This is a genomic window from Gluconobacter sp. (assembly GCF_047723935.1).
GTDB lineage: Bacteria > Pseudomonadota > Alphaproteobacteria > Acetobacterales > Acetobacteraceae > Gluconobacter.
In genome coordinates this window covers 1-18,583 of record NZ_JBDOBO010000022.1, presented here as the reverse complement: position 1 = coordinate 18,583, position 18,583 = coordinate 1, and the positions used below count along the sequence as shown (strand labels likewise).

General features: G+C 53.8%; 13 protein-coding genes. 8 read left to right on the top strand and 5 right to left on the bottom strand.

From position 1 onward, the window contains the following. Nucleotides 1-40 precede the first annotated feature (40 nt). Nucleotides 41-1,462, top strand: a complete 1,422-nt coding sequence (locus tag ABF979_RS09320; RefSeq protein WP_415559357.1) for a carbohydrate porin — start codon at nt 41-43, stop codon at nt 1,460-1,462. Nucleotides 1,463-1,651: 189 nt separating this feature from the next. Here the strand turns inward: ABF979_RS09320 and ABF979_RS09315 are convergent, their stop codons facing one another. From ABF979_RS09315 to ABF979_RS09295, 5 genes are all read right to left on the bottom strand, one after another. Beyond that, nucleotides 1,652-3,262, bottom strand: a complete 1,611-nt coding sequence (locus ABF979_RS09315; RefSeq protein ID WP_415559355.1) for an ATP-binding cassette domain-containing protein — start codon at nt 3,260-3,262, stop codon at nt 1,652-1,654. Between the two features lie 10 nt (nt 3,263-3,272). Then, entirely contained in the window at nt 3,273-4,112 is an 840-nt protein-coding gene (locus ABF979_RS09310) for an ABC transporter permease (protein ID WP_415559353.1), read from the bottom strand. After that, nucleotides 4,109-5,071 (bottom strand): ABC transporter permease, encoded by a 963-nt coding sequence (locus tag ABF979_RS09305; RefSeq protein ID WP_415559351.1) that lies wholly within the window; start codon nt 5,069-5,071, stop codon nt 4,109-4,111. Before ABF979_RS09305 ends, ABF979_RS09310 begins: the two co-directional genes overlap by 4 nt. After that, complete coding sequence (locus tag ABF979_RS09300) at nt 5,068-6,732, bottom strand: ABC transporter substrate-binding protein (protein ID WP_415559349.1); 1,665 nt, start codon at nt 6,730-6,732, stop codon at nt 5,068-5,070. Before ABF979_RS09300 ends, ABF979_RS09305 begins: the two co-directional genes overlap by 4 nt. A gap of 70 nt (nt 6,733-6,802) precedes the next feature. Beyond that, nucleotides 6,803-9,064, bottom strand: a complete 2,262-nt coding sequence (locus ABF979_RS09295) for a TonB-dependent receptor family protein (protein ID WP_415559347.1) — start codon at nt 9,062-9,064, stop codon at nt 6,803-6,805. 312 nt (nt 9,065-9,376) lie between these two features. On the opposite strand from ABF979_RS09295, the gene ABF979_RS09290 reads away from it, so the two are divergent. The 7 genes from ABF979_RS09290 (at nt 9,377) to ABF979_RS09260 (ending at nt 18,431) form a co-directional block, all read left to right on the top strand. Continuing rightward, entirely contained in the window at nt 9,377-10,591 is a 1,215-nt protein-coding gene (locus tag ABF979_RS09290; RefSeq protein ID WP_415559345.1) for an acyl-CoA dehydrogenase family protein, read from the top strand. Next, the gene (locus tag ABF979_RS09285) at nt 10,588-11,982 is read left to right on the top strand and encodes an NtaA/DmoA family FMN-dependent monooxygenase (RefSeq protein WP_415559343.1); all 1,395 of its coding nucleotides are present in this window, start codon (nt 10,588-10,590) and stop codon (nt 11,980-11,982) included. Before ABF979_RS09290 ends, ABF979_RS09285 begins: the two co-directional genes overlap by 4 nt. Then, nucleotides 11,979-13,160: an FMNH2-dependent alkanesulfonate monooxygenase gene (gene ssuD, locus ABF979_RS09280; protein ID WP_099212958.1), complete on the top strand. Its 1,182-nt coding sequence runs from the start codon at nt 11,979-11,981 to the stop codon at nt 13,158-13,160. The genes ABF979_RS09285 and ssuD overlap by 4 nt, the downstream gene beginning before the upstream one ends. Then, nucleotides 13,157-14,590, top strand: coding sequence for an FAD/NAD(P)-binding protein (locus tag ABF979_RS09275; protein ID WP_415559341.1), 1,434 nt, complete (start codon nt 13,157-13,159; stop codon nt 14,588-14,590). The genes ssuD and ABF979_RS09275 overlap by 4 nt, the downstream gene beginning before the upstream one ends. Next, complete coding sequence (locus ABF979_RS09270; protein ID WP_415559339.1) at nt 14,587-16,080, top strand: MFS transporter; 1,494 nt, start codon at nt 14,587-14,589, stop codon at nt 16,078-16,080. Before ABF979_RS09275 ends, ABF979_RS09270 begins: the two co-directional genes overlap by 4 nt. A gap of 99 nt (nt 16,081-16,179) precedes the next feature. Next, nucleotides 16,180-17,493, top strand: a complete 1,314-nt coding sequence (locus ABF979_RS09265) for an LLM class flavin-dependent oxidoreductase (protein WP_415559376.1) — start codon at nt 16,180-16,182, stop codon at nt 17,491-17,493. Further along, complete coding sequence (locus ABF979_RS09260; protein WP_415559337.1) at nt 17,490-18,431, top strand: aliphatic sulfonate ABC transporter substrate-binding protein; 942 nt, start codon at nt 17,490-17,492, stop codon at nt 18,429-18,431. The genes ABF979_RS09265 and ABF979_RS09260 overlap by 4 nt, the downstream gene beginning before the upstream one ends. The last annotated feature ends 152 nt before the right edge of the window (nt 18,432-18,583 follow it).

Sequence of the window (18,583 nt, the reverse complement as noted above, 5' to 3'; positions counted from 1 at the left end):
CTGTTCCGCTCAGAACAATGCTTCGCTCCGAGGTAATACCATGATGTATTCCCTGTTTTTTCGCCGGAGGCTTATTGCCCTTGGTGTTCTCTCGGCGGGATGGCTGTGCGCCCATCCAGCCCATGCTCAGTATCGTGGTCCGATCTCCGAAACGGCCCCTCTCTTCGCGCTGGACACTCCAACGTCCTACGCCAATACGCCTTTTACACCCCCCGTGGAAAACATGGTCCTTCCATGGGGAAGGCTGGTTAAACGCCTCAATAAAATGGGGGTTGGGATCGTCGTGGATTACACGAGCGAAAGTGCCATCGCGCTGAATGCCGGTCATGGGGGTGATGCCGGATATGCCCATCAGATCGGGGTGGAACTGGATCTGGACTGGGAAAGGCTCATTGGGTGGAAAGGCTTCAAAACCCATGCCGTTTTCGTCAACCGCGCGGGACATAATTTAGCATCTGATATGGGGGAAAGATCCCTTAATGGCTTTCAGGAAATTTACGGTGGTGGCGGCAATGTCGGCGTCCATCTGGTATACGTTTATGGAACGCAGGACCTTTACAAGAACCGGGTTCAGATTGCTTTGGGCAAGATGCCGGTCAATATCGATTTTGCCAATTCGCCCTTGTTCTGCACGTTCATGAACAAATCGAACTGCGGCATTCCAAAGTCCCTTACCCGTGGAGCGGCAGGGTATGCGACATATCCAGGATCAACATGGGGAACGAGAGTGCGTTACTGGCCATTACATGGGGTTTACACCCAGGCTGGCCTGTATGGTGTCAATCCATATCTGAATACCAACAGATACGACCGTACCGGTTTCAGGATGGATACAGAGCTTTATACCGGCATCTATATTCCCGTTGAAATTGGCCTCATACCGTCTTTTGGAAAGAGCAATCTGGTGGGCCATTACAAGTTCGGCGTTGCGTATGATTCTTCGAATTACAGGGATGTCTATTACGATACGGCATTACAGCCAGCAGCCAGAACGGGCATGCCCTATCGCTGGACCAACGGAAAAACACAGATATGGCTTCAGGCAGACCAGATGCTGATCCGTAATGGGAATGGTCCACTGCACGGCCTTTATGCAATTGCCGGCTTTACGAAAAGTCAGGGCAACAACAGCCCCTATACGTATCAGGTTTATGCCGGGTTTGTAGACAGAGGCCTCATCCCTAGCCGTCCGCAGGATACAATGGGTGTGGAATGGTCAGAAACATTTGCGAGTTCGCAACTGGTAGCATCACAATGGATCCGGTATCGACAAGGTTTATCTCTGCCCGGAAATGCAGATTATCCGCAGAGTCACCTCACGACGTTTGAAGCAACTTACAATATTCACGTTTTCCGTGGCCTTTCGATCCAGCCGGACTATCAGCATATCTGGAGAACCAATCTTCAGAAAAACAAGCCAGAGGTTGATGCGCTTGGCCTGAAGATCCATGCTGTTCTCTAGACATTGAGTCCCGTGTTAATATCGAAACTTTCCCGGGCACGTTGACAAAAAGATTTGATCCAGAACTTTGCGGCGGCGAGATCGAAGAAGTTCCTGAACCGTCAGATGGTCAAGCATTCACTGCTCTCCATAAAGAACAGCTTTGAGCCACATCCGCTGCAACGTGAAAAGCTATTTTATCAACGAGGTCTAAATCATCCTGGATCTGAGAAGGCTTTTTGTAAATTCATGACTGGGATTTTTGAAGATATGATTTATCTCCCCGTGTTCTACAATTTTACCATCCTGCATTACAACAACATTGTCGCTCATCTCTTTTATAACTCCCAGATCATGAGAGATAAATAAATAAGCGATTTTCAAACGCTCCTGGAGCTCCTTTAACAATTCCAATACTTGTGCTTGCACAGAAACATCCAAAGCTGAAACAGGCTCGTCACAAACAATCAATTTAGGTTTGCCCGCGATAGCCCGCGCGATGGCAATACGTTGGCGTTGCCCCCCCGAAAGCTGGAGAGGGTGACGGCGAGAAACGTCCGGTGTTAGGCGTACCAGCGCCAGAAGTGCCGTAATCCGTTCCGGAAACTCCGTCTGTGGGATGTTGTTGGCTTCAAGCGCATCGGCAAGAATGCGCTGAACAGTCCAACGTGGATCAAAAGAACTCAGGGGATCTTGATAGACAATCCCCATTTCATGCCGATGCGGCCGATGCTCTCGTTCATCTACGCTCCGGTGAGTATCAGCACATATCCCGTTCCAAATTTTTCCATCAAACCATACATTACCTGCATCAGGCGCCAGAAACCCGGTTACAATTCTTGCAGTTGTAGTCTTCCCAGAACCAGATTCACCTAAAATACCGAGCGTTTCCCCTCTCCGAAGGGTAAAGCTGACATGATCTACCGCGGTCCGCGATGACCCTTGTGACTTAGGGTAATGCTTGAGGATGTCTTTCACGACGAGCAGAGGGGGGTCATCTTCCGTTTGCTGAACTGAGGGACGCTGCGGTTTGTGCTGTTGCCCTGGGATCGAACTCAGTAGCAAACGCGTATACTCCTGAGTGGGGCTCTTTAGAATTTGGGCCGCCTCTCCCTGCTCTATTAGTCGGCCTTCTTTGACCACGATAATTGTGTCTGCAACCTGAGACACGGCTTCAATGTCATGGCTGATCAGTAAAATCCCGTGCCCTGCATCCCGTAAGTCACGGAATAGTTCCAGAACATGCGAAACGGTGCTGGCGTCCAACGCCGTGGTTGGCTCATCTACAATGATGATCCCGGGGTTTAGGGCTATCGCAGAGGCAATGAGAGCCCTTTGACGCAGCCCTCCAGACAGTTCATTCGCGCGCTCCTGCAAGCGCGTTTCAGGGTCAGACACCGCGCTATTTCTGAGCAGTTCCAGAACTCGCTCCCGCCGCGCCCTGCGATGACGCCAACCCCGCAACTGGCCGTGAACCGTCAGAGCTTCTTCTATTTCCTGCCCAATAGTTCGCAACGGGTCGAGCGACGTCAACGCGTCCTGAAGCACAAAACCTATCTCTTTTCCGCGAAGTTCGCTCCAGCCCTCCTCACCCAAGTCCAGGAGATCAAGATCGCCGAGACGCAAGCTCTGTGCTGTAATCTGGGCTCGATCACCCGCCAGCCCAACAAGACTGCGCGCGGTCACGCTTTTTCCTGAGCCAGATTCACCAACCATGGCCAGAATTGTGCCGGGTTTTATCTGAAAAGAGAGATCATGTACGACCTGCTTTCCCTCAAATGATATGGAGAGTTTTTCGACCGTCAGTTCCTGTCCGATCATAGCATGTACCTCATGAGGGTCTGCCTTCGAGGCGACGTTGTAGGAAGCGCCCTAAGATTGTTGTGGACAGCACAGTCAGCACGATGAAAAGGCCTGGAAAGAGAGTCAGCCACCAGGCATCAGCGATGAAATCGCGCCCCATGGACATCATGGTTCCCCATTCTGGCGTGGGGGGTGGTGCGCCAAGCCCCAGAAAAGACAGTCCTGCCGCCCAGACAATCGTCTGGCCAACCCCCATGGTTGCGGTTACAACGAGCGGACGGAGCGCATTGGGTAGAACATGTCGTCGAATGATGGAAAATGGCGTGTGGCCAAGGGCACGGGCAGCTTCCACATATCCTGAGTGCCTTACCGACAGCACCTGACTGAAGACCATCTTGCCGTAGCCCGGCGTAGCGGCGATCCCGATCGCCAAGGCCAGTGGCCCTGCCCCCGTCCCAAGACTGGCGGAGAAAAGAAGCGCCAGTATCAATGCAGGAAACGAAAACAGCACATCTATAACGGCGCCAGTGCCTTTTTGAAGCCACTGAGGACCTAGCCCGCCTGCCAGTCCAAGGATGATCCCACCAGAAAAACTGATTGCGACGGCCCCTGCCCCCACCAGAAGGGACTGCCGTGCGCCATGAATAACGCGTGTCAGAATGTCGCGGCCAGACTGGTCTGTTCCGAAGGGGTGGTTCCAGTCTGGGGATAAGAAAGCGTGTCGTGGAGCAATAGCATAGGGATCAGTTGCGCTGATCGCGTTTGGAATGATGGCTGAGACCAGAAGAAAAACCAGAAAGCCTGATGCGGGAAGGATTGCAATTGGAAGCTGCCTCCACGCGATAAGCTTTTTCGGGGCTATAATCATAAGGATGCTTTCCGCCCCCGAGATGTCGCAAGGCGCGGATCGACCAGTTCATGGATGAGTTCGATCATCAAGCTGGCAAGTATGTATGCAACTGTGACGAACAGAACGATGCCGGTTGTTAGGGGCATGTCCTGCGCGGAAACGGCATAAACGAGCGTGCGTCCAAGTCCTTTTCGTGAAAAAATGGCTTCAATGACGGCTGTTTCACCGAGAAGCGCGCCAAGAGCCCACGCTGAGAGCGCAATACCGGGAAGAAGCGCGTGACGCAGGGCATGGCGCCGCAAGACCTGCCCCATGCTTAGGCCTCGCATTCTCGCACTCAGGATGAACGGTTGATCGAGGGCAATCTCCAAAGACTCACGCGTGACCTGAGCCAGAAATCCTCCCAGAGGAATAGCAAGGGAAAGTGCTGGCATAATGAGGGAGGCCAGCGAAGAACTCCCCGCAGGCGGCAGCAGGTGCAATCTGAACGCAAATATCCAGAGCAGCACAATTCCAAGCCAGAACGGCGGGAGCGCTGCGGCAGAGATGTCGAGAGAGGCTCCAAGGCTCGAGAGTACTCTCCCGCGGCGGACTGTGCAGAATACTGAAATCAGTGCGAGAGCCCAGGCAAGGAAGAGCGAAAGGGAGGCGAGTGCCAGCGTAGGCAGAATCTGCTGGCGCAAAACCTCCGCAACACGCAGGTGCTGACTGAAGGAAGCCCCTAAGTCCCCATGAAGGAGCCGCCATATATAGAAACCATATTGCACAATAAGAGGACGATCGAGGCCGTACTCCCTGGTGATCGCCGCGACAGCACCGGGTGTAGGGTTGGCCATGGCCCCACCGAGGATGATCGTTGCCGGATCACCGGGCATCATGCGCACAGCGAGAAATGTTAGTGTTGCAGAGGCGAAAAGCATGCCGAGACTCAAGCCAATCCGGCTGATCAGGCGCTGGGAAGCCAAGCGTTTCGTCATGGTGTCATCCAGGCATCATGAAAATTGATGACGCGTAACGAGGGCTCAATGCGTCCACCATGAACATTGCTGAACACCCCCAGACGCGTGGTCTGCGAATACGTCGTGATTTGAAGATGTGCCTTAGCGATGATCTCTTGCGCTCGCTGGTAAAGCGCCTTTCGCTGCTGCGGGTCCTGCGTGGCCAATGCCTGTTCCACCACCTCGTCGAAGATCGGGCTGCTATAGCCGGAAGCGTTCTGGTGAATACCGTGCTGAAAATGGTTGGTGAATGCAGAACCGAATACGATGCGAAGGACATCTGGAGTATTCGTGTTCCAATATCCAATCCGCACATCGTAATCCCAGGCATCACTCCGCGCGATGTTGGCAGTCTCGCTTAGGGGCTCCAGCCGGACATCAAAGCCGGTTTGACGCGCAGTAGCTTGTACCTGCTCCCAAAGGGTACGATCAGCGGGTGCCAGAACCGTGGAGATCGGAATGTGCACAGTTAATCTTCTGCCGTCACGGAGGCGATATCCCTCAGAATCCCGGTTTTTCCAGCCAGCTTTCTCCAAAAGCTCGTTGGCACGCTTCGGATCATAATCCTTGGTATGCTCAAAATCCGGACTGTAATCTGGTGTGGAGGGGCTCAGCGGGCCTCCAGCGCGCGCATAATGGTGGAAAAATATGCTTCCTAACGCACCATCAATATCTGCGGATCGAATGAACGCTTCACGGACACGGATGTCATTAAACGGCGGCCGAAGCGTGTTCAGGGTCCCGTTCGTAGGATTTCCCGGTCGATCGGCCATCAGCAATGACACGTCCGGGTTGGACTTTGCCGGAGTTTCGCCCTCAGGCGGCACACTATCAATGACGCCCACCTCGCCCGCCTGAAGCATGGCAAAACGGACTGACGGCTCAGCAACGAAGCGCCAGATAATTCCGTCAAGCCAGGCAGGCCCTTGGTGCTGCGCTGTGGGAGGCGCCCATGCATAAGCTGGGTTTCTCCTGAGGACGACCTCACTCTGATGATCCCAGTGGGCAATAATGAACGGGCCAGACCCTACGGGGCTCTGGCAGTTCACATCGCGAGGGCGGGCTAAAGCTGCGGGAGACTCAATACCCAGAAAGCCTTGAGCCAGAACATTTAAGAAAGCGGAATACGGCGAGGACAGGTGAACCGCTGCCGTATAAGGATCGAGAATGTCGGTCCGAGTGTATTGGCGGATATAACCGCCCGCAGTACCTGACTGTGTGGCGGGATTCACCATATGGTCCAAATTGCGTTTTACAGCCGCTGCATCGAACTTTGTCCCATCGGTAAAGGTCACGTCGTGCCGGAGATGAAAGACATACGTTAGGCCGCCGTCCGCTATTTCCCATGACGTTGCAAGCCAGGGATGAATGGTGCCCTGCTCGTCCATCGATACGAGCCGGTCCAGATACTGCTCGGCGATATAGACCTGCGGCATATCTCCATACACATGGGGATCCAGGCACAGAGGCTCGCGCTCCGTTGCAAAGACGAGAGTACCGCCTTTGTGGGGTGCTGATCCCTGATGCGTGTTCGGATGCCGCGTTTTACTGTCGGTATCATGCCGATAGAACAGGACAGCCAAGCACGCTACCACCGGAATAAGTATCAGAGCCGGCCTGCGATTATGAAATCTGGTCATGCTCTTAAAACCAGCACGGATGAGCGAATATCTGACCAATGAACTGTCTTGGGAAAGAACCAATGCCTCATCAGAAGTGCCTTCCCAGGTCACTGAGGTGTACAGTCACGCCGCCAAACACACTGAATCCGTCACCCGGGTAAAACATTGCGGAATCAGTATGGTTTAGATTGTAGGCAGTATAAGCTGCAGTAGCGTAATGCTTGTTTCCGAGATTTCGGAAATCAAGAAAAGTGCTCCAGATTTTGCTTTTTGCCTCATAACCGAGCTTCAGGCCGAAAATCCCATATCTGGGTGCCTTCAGTGTATTGGCGTAATCGACATAATAGCTTGAGGACGACCTGAAATCGAAGTTCGCATAGAACCCCAGAGGATTATTATACTGGAGTTCGGCTTGATATTGCCATGTCGGGATCGACGGCAGCTTGTTTTGCCCAAGAAGGGAATCATGTCGGTAATAAAAGTCATTGACCGTAAGCGCCTGACGGAAGGACAAGGCGCCATATTGATGCAGATTAAAGAGTTTCGTTGAGAGCCCGGCTTCAATGCCCTGATGAATTGTCGGGCTTGCGTTAGACGTTCTGGTAATCTCGGCTGTTGTATTTGTCGCGCGTGTAACGACGACGGACAGCAGCTCGTCTTTAACCCAACTCCGATAAAGGGTTAGATTTCCGTCGAATATGCCGACATGACCTCGGATACCAATTTCCGCCGAGTTAGCCCGCTGGGCTTTCAATGGCCCTACAGTTCCCGTGTCATTATAAGGGCTGCCCCCTTTGACATCATGGTAGTTCCACGTCACCGGAGGGTCGATCAAGCGACTGAAGTTGGCGAAGACGTCAATGTCCGGATTAATTTCATACCGTAAACCGACGCGCGGCGTAATGAAGACATTATTATAGTGCTCACGGCTCTGAAGCGCTGAGTTCGGTATCAAGCGGTCAACAACGCGAATATTGCGATCAACCCAGATGACTGAAAAGCCGCTAGTCAGCCAAAGCCGATTGAAAATATTGAAATTATTCCCGGCCGCAAAAACCAGATCATGTGATCCGCCGTATTTGACCCGCTGGTGCAGCGTCCAGTCTTCTCTATTATAAGTCGTGGATGGGACGGACGACGTATAATATCGAGAGTCTCCCGACACCATATGCACATCACTCAGAATAAAATTGCTTTCAATCTTCCGCCCGAGAAGACGATCACTCCGGTTATATTTGACAGAATTGTTAATGTCCGTGGAACGCCACAGGTTAAACTGCTGCGTATTTGTCCCGTTAAAGAGCGGATAATCGTTCCACGTTATGCCGTATTCCAACCTGGAATCATCATCGAAAATGTAATTGGTTTTAAATCCCAGCATAGTGCTTCTGGTCGGGCGCCCTCCCCAGTCGTTTGGATTAATGCTGGGGCTTTTGCGAAGTTGGGCCAGTGTCAGCAGGCCACCATAATGGCCGAACCCCTCGTCCCATTTAAAAATAAGTCGTGCAGACAGTTTGTCGGTGAAGCGGTAGCCTAGATTTGCGACAACATCGGTACGATGCATCGCCGTATAGCTTTGGAAGCCCTGTCGGTTGGTTCGCGCTACAGTGACGTAATAATCGCCTTTCTTGTTGCTGAACGTCCCCCCCTGACTGACCTGTTCTTTCAGTGTGCCGTAGCTGCCAGCTTCGAAACGGGCCATGAACCCGGGCGCAGAGACCCCGGTATGTGTTACGAAATTGATGCCACCACCAAGAGCGGTCGCGGCGTAGTCGAACGCGTTGGCACCATAAAGGACTTCTGTGCGCTGATATCCGGTATTGTTGAGGCGATCTTCCTGAAATCCTCCCACACCGCTGACAGTCAATCCATCAATCAGGTATTTCATTCCGAGGCTGTAACCTCCATAGAATACCCCTGCGCCCGATCCTCTTATGGAGATCTTGTTTCCGGTGCTTCCACTGGTTGCTTGCGCGAAAATACCAGGCTGAAACGCCAAAGTGTCCTCAAGCGTGGCTGACCGCCCTTTCTCAACTTCCTTGCTGCTGATAACCGTGAAATTTCCCGGCACCTTTCTCATGCGCTTTTCGGCTGTGCGGACGCTATTCGACCCAGTGACACTGATATCCTCGCTCTTTGAATGAGGAGAAATTGCGTCGCCTTTTAAGCGCTTCGGAGCAGCCGGAGTGTTGGGACGACTGACCGCCGGTCCGACATGAAGGGCTCGCGGACCAGAGCGTTTGTTCCTTTCGGCATCTTGGGCAATAGCCGTGGGAATCATGGTGCATGTTGAAAGGACGGTCATGCCAAGGAGGAGAATGCGTGTGTGCCGCTCGTAGAAGGCTTTCATGACTCGTTTCTCAACATTTGGGTGATATCTCGGAACATAAAAATCGACCGTCCGGAGGCGCATTTCCTACCGACGATTCCTTTATTCACATATCAAAATGTATGAACGTTAATAACAACGTATTTTTAATGTTGTATTAAAAATACGCCATTGACCCCCATGAAACCTAGGGAAAGAGCCGTTCTTTGAGTTCCTATTGAAATAATTAATGGGAGAGATGACGAATTAAAAATTACACTTATCTCAGTTTGGTGCGCATCATGAACTACGAAAACTAGTTAATTCCGCCTTATATTCGTTAGGTGTCGTTATATGTCCTCTTCCGCCAATTTCGTCTCTGCCAGAGAACGCTTTCAGCCGATCATAGAAACGATAACGCGTGCATCACGGGAGTTCGAGCACGACCCCGCGCTTGTGAGAAGCATTGTGCAGGATCTGAAAACTGCGGGACTGGGACGCGTCCGTCTTCCAAGTAAATTGGGCGGGTATGGAGCTTCTTTGAAACAGAGCTTCACCCTACTGAAAGAGCTAGCGACAGCAGATTCCAACCTTCCACAAATTTTCCGTGCTCATTTTGCCTTTATTGAAGGCAGGCTCCGCCATTCACACAAATCTGCCGAATGGTTTGACCGCATCCGTGATGGCGCTCTTTTTGGCGCGGCGATGGCGGAACGCTCAGACGAAACGGGCGTGTCGACGCAACTGAGTTCCGACGGACAGGAGTATCGCCTGAATGGTACAAAGTACTATTCGACTGGCACCCTCTATGCTGACTGGATCATTGTCTGGGCCGCAGAGGGAGAACAGCGCGCGCATGTTCTGGTCCCTTCAGAGGCCTCAGGTGTCACACGAATTGACGACTGGGACGGTTTTGGTCAGCGCCTGACCGGCAGTGGGACAACTGTTTTTGACAACGTTCTAATTGCTCCAACCCAAATTCTGGATCGCTCCGAGCCCGGAAATATTCCTGCGCATTCTTATCTCGCCGCTTACTATCAGCAGTTCCATTTGGCAGCATTGGCAGGAATTTCAGCCGCTGTACTGCGTGATGCGATTGACTTTGTGCGACCCAGAACACGAACTTTCGGTGTTCCAGGCAAAGTTATCCAACGGGAAGATTCCGTTGTTCAGGGCGTCGTTGGGCGACTGTCTGCTCTTGCCTTCTCAACGTCTGCTCTGGTCGATCGCGTTTCGGACGCTTTGACGGAGGCTGAGCCCGCATGGCTAAGGGGCGATACCGAAAGCGTGACGTTTAGCGAGGCAGAAGAAGCCGCCTTCAAAGCGCAGCAAATCGTTATTGATCAAACGCTTGAAGCCGCAAATTTACTTTTCGAAGTTGGCGGCGCATCGGCCACCAGTCAGAACAGAAATCTGGATCGCCATTGGCGCAATGCTCGCGTTCTGTCCTCACATAACCCTGCGGCCCAGCGCCGTCGGGAACTCGGGGATCTGGCCTTGAACGATACCCCTCTTTGGACGCCGTACCGTGAAGGCCTGAAGAAAAGTCTCACCAAGGAGCCGGCATGAGTAAGGCATCGGCCCCTAAGCAGTTAAAAGTCAATCTCTTCGAGATGGCCTGCGTGAGTCACATCGTCCACGGAATGTGGACGGCGCCTGACAACAATCGCCACCGTTTTGGAGAAATGGCATTCTGGCTGGAGCAAGCGCGCCTCGCGGAAGACGCAGGTTTCGACGCAATTTTTCTTGCCGATGTCATCGGGGTTTATGACCGTTTTAACGGACTTGACCCTGCCCTTCGGCTCGGCGTGCAGATTCCCAACCTTGATCCACTCTCCCTGATCCCGGCTATGGCCGCTGTCACCACGCGGCTGGGGTTCGCCGCGACATTCTCAACGACTTATGAGCCACCGTTTGCCTTTGCCCGACGTATGAGCACGCTGGATCTTCTGACCGGAGGGCGCGTTGGCTGGAACATTGTGACCTCCTACCTGCCAAACGCCGCCAGAAACTTCGGCCTTGCAGACGAAATCGAGCACGACGAGCGCTATGAGCGGGCTGAGGAATATCTTGAGGTTCTCTACAAGCTCTGGGAGCAGAGCTGGGACGAAGACGCTCTGGTCATTGATCGTGAGAACGACGTGTTCACACACCCGGATCGCGTTCATTACATCAACCACAAGGGTCGGCATCATCAGGTTGAGGGGCCACATCTTGTGCAGCCCACACGCCAGCGCACGCCCGTTTTATTTCAGGCGACCGGGTCCAAGCGTGGCCTGGAATTTGCAGCCCGCCATGCGGAGGCCGTTTTCATTGGTGGCCGTACACGCGAGGAAATTCGCCATAACATCGCCCAGACACGCGAACAGGCGGCTCTAAACGGTCGAGACCCCAGCGACCTGAAATTCTACGTCATGGCCGGGCTCATCGCTGGGAATACAGAAGTCGAGGCTCAGGAGAAGCTGAACCGCTACCGTGAGCGCTATAGCGTTGAGGCCGCTCATGTCCACGCGCAGGCCGAGATTGATTTGCGGAATTTTGACCGCTCCCTGACCATTGGTGAGGCACTTGAACAGTCGGGGCGTCCATTTGGAAACATGGGACGCCGATTTGGCTCTGATCAGACAGTTGGCAGCGCGCTGGATCAGATTGCCAGCTTTGAACAGGGCCGTTTTTTCGTCGCCGGCACCCCGTCTCAGATCGCGGATGCCGTCGAAGACTGGCTCGACAAAGATGGCATCGACGGGATTAATCTCCGCCAATACCACACGTTCGAGACGGCCAGGGATTTTGGAGAGCTGATTGCTCCGGAACTCCGCAAGCGTGGTCGCCTGCCAGAGCGCAACACCCCTCCGGAGACATTCCGTCATCGCCTGTTCGGTTTTGATCGCCTTCCCACAAGCCATCCCGCCCATCAGGCCACCCTCCCCGTTTACGCCCAGACAGCGAGTTTCTCATGAGCACAAATGCCGCCATCGGGGGTGTCCCCGAGAAAATCAACGTTCTTTGGTTCCTTCCAACTCATGGAGACAGCCGATATCTGGGAACGCAGGAAGGTGGCCGCAGCGTTGACCTGCCTTACCTCCAACAGGTCGCACGGGCTGCGGACAGTTTGGGATATTACGGCGTCCTCCTCCCCACAGGGCGGAGTTGCGAAGATTCCTGGATCGTTGCGTCCTCCCTTATTACGTCCACTGAACGGCTGAAATTTCTTGTGGCCGTGCGCCCGGGGTTACAATCTCCAACCTTTGCAGCACGCATGACAGCGACACTGGATCGGCTATCTGGCGGCCGTCTTCTGATTAATGTTGTAACGGGCGGAGATCCCAAGGAAAACGAAGGGGACGGTCTCTTTTTCGACCATGCCACCCGCTACGAAATTACTGACGAATTTCTGTCGATCTACTCTCGCCTTCTGAAGGGTGACACCGTCAATCACGAGGGCAAGCACTTCCATATTGCGGATGGCCAGATCCTTTATCCGCCACATCAGGCTGGCGGTCCGCCTCTGTATTTCGGCGGATCTTCTGAGGCTGGAATTCAGGTCGCGGCCAAGCGGATCGACAAGTATCTGACGTGGGGAGAGCCACCGGAACTTGTTAAGGAAAAAATTTCCCGTGTTCGCGAGGCCGCAGCTCGTGAAGGACGCGAAGTCAGTTTCGGGATCAGGTTTCATGTCATCGCTCGTGAGACAACTGAAGAGGCCTGGGCCGCGGCAAACCGTCTGATCTCCCGCCTTGATGATGCGACCATCGCGCAGGCCCAGTCTGTATTCTCAAGGCTAGACTCTGTAGGGCAGTCCCGCATGAGCGCCCTGCATGGCGGACGACGGGACAAGCTGGAAGTCAGTCCCAACCTCTGGGCTGGCGTCGGGCTGGTCAGAGGCGGAGCTGGCACGGCTCTGGTGGGTGATCCGGCCACCATTGCTGAACGCATTGATGAATACAGACGCGCTGGCTGCGACAGCTTCATCCTTTCCGGATACCCTCATCTGGAAGAAGCTTACAGCTTTGGCGAACTGGTCCTTCCGCTCCTTCCGACTGCCCATCCGACACGGGCAGCAGGCGGTCAGAACAATATGGGTCCGTTTGGCGAGACGATTGCCAACTCCTATCGCCCGGCCCAAGCCTCTTCATGAACGCGGAAGTCCAGCTCAACCGTCTGCCAGTTTCTGCCCCTGTAGCAATTATCGGTGGCGGAGCGACCGGCACGATGATTGCGTACCATCTTCTTCGCAAACGCCGAGATCTGGGTGCTGGTAGCGTTGTGATCTTCGAGCCTCGCCCCCGGTTGGGCGCAGGCGTCGCCTATGGCAGCAAGGACCCGCAGCATCGAATCAATGTGCCCGCTTCGCGGATGAGCATCGATACAGAGAGACCTGACGACTTTGCGGACTGGTTCAAATGGCACAGTCATAAAACCTGTGATCCGGAAGCATTCTTGCCCTCTGGAGACGTTTATCCGACGCGTGCAGAGTTTGGTCGTTATCTTTTTGAGAGAATAACGCCATTTCTCGTCAATGAGACACTTCAGCATGTTCAGGACACTGTGGTGTCTGTACAGCATACCGGCAAGTACTGGCAGATCCAGACCGCCCACGGCGCGATTTATACTTCTGCCTATGTTGTCATTGCGACTTCGCATCCTGCCCCAGCGCTGCCGACCCCACTCAAAGGGATCGCGCACGATCCGCGAGTAATCTCTGATCCGTGGGCAAAAGATGTCTTCAAGACCATAGACCCTCGGGCACGGATTGCCATTATAGGTACCGGGCTCACGATGGCAGATGTTGTGGCAACTCTCGCAGCACAGGGGCATCTTGGCTCTATCACTGCGGTCTCTCGCCGTGGTCTGCGCTCCCGAGGGCATTCACATGGGCCTGCCAGTCTATTTGGGGATTTTTCCACCAACCCCGAACAGACGGCGCTAGGTCTGCTCAGGCGCATTCGCGAGACCCTTGCTTCGGCCTCTGAAAGGCCATGGCAAGACACGCTTGATGCTGTACGTCGCCAAGGGAAGACCATCTGGACGGCTCTGCCGGTCGTTGAACAGCGTCGTCTTGTCCGCCACCTTCGACCATTCTGGGATGTCCATCGTTTTCGGATCGCACCACAGGTCGAACGCGCTTTAAACCTGAGATCAGAAACAGGGTTACTCACAGTGCTTGCTGCTCGGCTTGAGAGCGCAGAAGCCGCCCCTGATGGCCTTACTCTACACCTTCGGGAGCGTGGGGGACGAAGCCGCACGGTTCCTGCAGACATCCTGATCAATACCACCGGCCCTGACCATGCAGGCATTCTAACCAAGCCTGGTTTCCTTTCCCGTCTGGCTCAGGAGGGCTTTGTGCAGAGAGATCCTGTTGGTCTCGGGCTTTGGACCGACAAAGATCACTCCGCACTTGTCGACGGCCTGCCAGTGTCGGGCCTCCTTGTCGCTGGCCCGCTTTCCCGCGGGACTTTCGGTGAGTTGATGGGCTTCCCGGAGGTAACGGCCAATTCCCAGTCTGTAGCCTCCAGGCTGGCCGATATCCTTCAGATCTCGACATACTCTGAACAGGTGCATTCATGACGTCTGCTCAAAATGCCACATCCGGCATGCCTCGCCCTATAATCCGTCATGCTGATGATGTTTCTGCCATCGTCAACGCAGGACCTCAGGGCGGCGGTCACGCAAACATCATTGTTGCCCTTGCTCTCGGTGGCGTCTTTCTCGACGCCTATGACCTGACAACGCTGTCTTACGGCATTGGTGACGTACAGAAGCACTTTGGTCTCACGACATCTGCCACAGGCATGGTTGCAGCAGCAATGAGTGCCGGGACAATTGTCGGGAGCATTGCAGGCGGATGGCTGACTGACCGGATTGGTCGATACGCCGTTTTCATGGCGGATATGATCTGCTTTGTCATCGCCGCCCTCGTGGCAGGCATGGCCCCCACTGCCACCATCCTGATCCTTGCCCGTTTCGCGATGGGTTTTGGTGTCGGAATGGACCTGCCTGTCGCCATGGCGTTCCTGTCGGAGTTTTCAAAGCTCAGCGGAAAAGGAAGCAAAGCAAGCCGAGCTGCAGCATGGTGCCCAACGTGGTACGCCGCCTCTTCACTGTGCTTTTTCCTCGTTTTTGCCCTTGATGCGGTCGTTCCTGCCGCCCATCCGGATTGGCTATGGCGCGCTTCACTGGCATTCGGGGCGCTTCCTGCGCTTCTGATCATCCTCGTCCGTAACCGATACATGAGTGAATCCCCTATCTGGATCGCCCGGAACGGCGATCTGGAGAAAGCAGCGGAGATTTTACGGGCGTCTCATGGCATTGATCCCGTTCTTCAGATTGAAGCTCCGCCTATCCGGCCACAACCTCATGGGATTGCCCCGCTCTTCCGTCAGCCCCTGCTCAAACGTGGAATTCTTGTCAGTACCATTTCCATTGTCAGTGCTTATTCGTACGCGGCAATCGCGTTTGGGGCGCCGAGTTTGCTCGCAGGAATGCTGCACCTCGACCGTAAGCAGGTTCTGATTACATCAATTATCCTGAACCTTGTCTTTGCATTTACGGGCGGTTTGATCGGGGTTCGTCTGGCGCGGTACGTGTCGTCGCGCAAGGTCAATATCGTTGGATATATTCTTCAGGCTGTTTCCATAGGAACGCTGGCGATTGTCGGCACACCACACTCCACGGCAGGTGTCATAGCGGTTCTCGGTGGCTTCGCTGGGTATCTCTTCGGTCAAGGCTTCGGACCCGGCTGCCAACAGATGATCTACGCCACTCTCACCTACCCGACCGAAATCCGGGGCGTGGGAATTGGCATGAACCGGCTCATTTCTGGCCTGGGTGCCACCATGGCCATGTGGGCTCTACCCAGCCTCTACGCAAATTTCGGAACGAACCTTTTCTGGTTCATTTTGAGCGCCCCTCTGATCGGTCTGACATTGCATCAGGTGATCCGTTGGGATGTCTTCAATTATGACCCGGATGGCGACGACACATTGAAGGGCGTCCTGAGGCCAGCCGCCCGACAAGACACCTCTCTTCAGCACTCAGCCCTCTTCAATCAGGGCTGAGTGAACTGAGCCGCATTTTCACGTCGCAACACCCCGCCGTCCTACCGTGATCGTTGTTAAGGAGCGCATGTGTCTTTTATCCCCGTAAACGCATTTGATATGAATTGCGTCTCCCATCAGGCAAGCGGCCTATGGCGGCATCCGGACGATCAGTCATGGCATTACAACACCATCGGATACTGGACGAACTTGGCGAAAACGCTTGAACGTGGACTGTTCGACGGCCTTTTCATCGCAGATGTTCTTGGCATCTACGATGTATATGGAGGCGGCCCGGAAGCGGCATTACGCAATGCGTCTCAGGTTCCCGTCAATGATCCGGCCATGCTGATTTCCGCCATGGCCGCTGTGACTGAGAATTTGGGTTTCGGGCTGACGGCAACCCTCTCTTTCGAACATCCCTACCCCTTTGCTCGCCGCATCAGCACCCTGGATCACCTTACCAACGGGCGGATGGGGTGGAACATCGTAACGGGTTATCTGAACAGCGCCGCAAAAGGCGTTGGTCAGCAACAACAGACATCCCATGATGAGCGTTACGATGTCGCGCGTGATTATATGCAGGTTCTTCGAGGTCTGTGGGAAAAAAGCTGGGAGGACGGCGCCGTCCGTCGGGACAGAGAAAGTGGGATCTTTACGGATTCCACAAAGGTTCATCGCCTTCAGCATAAAGGAAAATACTTTGAGGTAGATGCAATTCATCTCTGTGAACCCTCACCTCAGCGAACACCCGTCCTCTATCAAGCCGGAACTTCCAGTAAAGGGCGGGCTTTTGCCGGAGATTACGCTGAATGCGTCTTTATTGCTGGCCCATCCAAAGAAGTGGCGAAACATGCCGTTTCAGGGCTGGAAGCAGAGCTCCAGCGCACTGGGCGGTCACGGAAATCACTCAAGATTTTCTCTCTCGTAACCATCGTAACGGCCGAAAACGATGAGGCCGCTTTAGAAAAATGGGCGGAATACAGAAAGTATGTCAGTCACGAAGGTGCTCTGACGCTCATGTCAGGATGGACCGGGATCGATTTTTCGACCTTCGATCTCGATGATCCTGTCCGTCATATTCGTAATGACGCCATTCACTCCGCCATCGATGCCTTGACCGTTGTAGATCCCAAACGGGTGTGGACCGTAAGGGAACTCGCAGAACATGCGGCAATCGGGGGCATGGGCGTAACGTTCGTTGGTGGTCCGCAGAAAGTCGCAGATCAGATTGAAAAATGGATTGAAGACACAGGTATTGACGGTCTCAATCTCGCTTACGCCATCACCCCAGGAAGCTTCGAGGACTTCGTGACTTATATCGTGCCAGAGCTTCAAAAGCGTGGCCGTTACAAGACACAATATCAACCCGGAACTCTACGGGAAAAGCTCTTCGGAACATCTGAACCACAATACAACACGGCGGCTCCATGACTGATACACGCGCCATTATCAAGCGTCGCCACCTACTTTTTGGCACTCTTGCACTCACCCTTGCTTCGCCAGCTCGCGCAGCAACACCGGTTATCCGCATCGGCTATCAGCGCTACAGCACCCTGGTTATTCTCAAAGCATCTGGCGCCTTGGAAAAGGCATTGGCTGGCCGCGCGAATGTCGTGTGGTCAGAATTCGTGGCTGGCCCACAGCTCCTGCAGGCACTTGTCGCGGGAGCACTTGATTTGGGACAGACCGGCGATGCTCCGCCAGTGTTTGCAGCCGCCGCAAGCCCCGGTGCACTTTTCTATGTCGGACATGAGCCTCCTGCCCCACTAGCCGAAGCCATTCTTGTCCCCAAAGACAGTTCGATCCGCACCGTCGCGGACCTAAAGGGCAAGCGGATCGCTCTCAATCGCGCGTCCAACGTCCATTGGTTTCTTCTTCAGGTTCTCCATAAAGCTGGGCTATCTTTTCATGATATCAAACCCGCCTATCTCACGCCTCCCTCTGCTCGCTCAGCCTTTGAAAGCGGCCAGATCGATGCATGGGCAATATGGGACCCCTATCTATCCGGAGCGCTGTCCAGTGGGCCACGCATTCTGACAACCGCACAGGATATGGTCGCCAATCGAGAGTTTTTCCTGGCTCGCCGTGGATTTTCAGAAAGTCAGCCTGATCTTCTTCGGGAAGCACTTCACCAGATCGCTCAAACGGATGTCTGGGCACAAATCCATAAGCCCGAAGTTTCCCATCTTCTCGCAACACAAACAGGACTGCCGTACGATACGGTATATTCTGCAATCAAGACACGTGATTTTGGTTATGCGCCTATGAGCGCGGATATTATTCAGGAACAGCAACAGGTTGCTGACGGTTTTTTAAAAGAAGGACTTTTACCTTCACGCATCGATATCGCTTCAGCAGTCTGGAAATGATCATCAGAAGCGTAAAAAATTTCACTAACGATCGCGCCAAAAGAGCCATTGAAAGGAACGGTTCAGGCTGCGTTAGCCGTTTCACTTTTTAAGACGGAATTCCATCACCGCCCTTATCACTCAGAGATTTTCATATAAGACCTGATTAATAA

Bases quoted from the DNA above. Each gene is read 5' to 3' on its own strand.
- ABF979_RS09320 (WP_415559357.1), top strand. From the start codon at position 41: ATGATGTATTCCCTGTTTTTTCGCCGGAGGCTTATTGCCCTTGGTGTT.
- ABF979_RS09315 (WP_415559355.1), bottom strand. From the start codon at position 3,262: ATGATCGGACAGGAACTGACGGTCGAAAAACTCTCCATATCATTTGAG.
- ABF979_RS09310 (WP_415559353.1), bottom strand. From the start codon at position 4,112: ATGATTATAGCCCCGAAAAAGCTTATCGCGTGGAGGCAGCTTCCAATT.
- ABF979_RS09305 (WP_415559351.1), bottom strand. From the start codon at position 5,071: ATGACGAAACGCTTGGCTTCCCAGCGCCTGATCAGCCGGATTGGCTTG.
- ABF979_RS09300 (WP_415559349.1), bottom strand. From the start codon at position 6,732: ATGACCAGATTTCATAATCGCAGGCCGGCTCTGATACTTATTCCGGTG.
- ABF979_RS09295 (WP_415559347.1), bottom strand. From the start codon at position 9,064: ATGAAAGCCTTCTACGAGCGGCACACACGCATTCTCCTCCTTGGCATG.
- ABF979_RS09290 (WP_415559345.1), top strand. From the start codon at position 9,377: ATGTCCTCTTCCGCCAATTTCGTCTCTGCCAGAGAACGCTTTCAGCCG.
- ABF979_RS09285 (WP_415559343.1), top strand. From the start codon at position 10,588: ATGAGTAAGGCATCGGCCCCTAAGCAGTTAAAAGTCAATCTCTTCGAG.
- ssuD (WP_099212958.1), top strand. From the start codon at position 11,979: ATGAGCACAAATGCCGCCATCGGGGGTGTCCCCGAGAAAATCAACGTT.
- ABF979_RS09275 (WP_415559341.1), top strand. From the start codon at position 13,157: ATGAACGCGGAAGTCCAGCTCAACCGTCTGCCAGTTTCTGCCCCTGTA.
- ABF979_RS09270 (WP_415559339.1), top strand. From the start codon at position 14,587: ATGACGTCTGCTCAAAATGCCACATCCGGCATGCCTCGCCCTATAATC.
- ABF979_RS09265 (WP_415559376.1), top strand. From the start codon at position 16,180: ATGAATTGCGTCTCCCATCAGGCAAGCGGCCTATGGCGGCATCCGGAC.
- ABF979_RS09260 (WP_415559337.1), top strand. From the start codon at position 17,490: ATGACTGATACACGCGCCATTATCAAGCGTCGCCACCTACTTTTTGGC.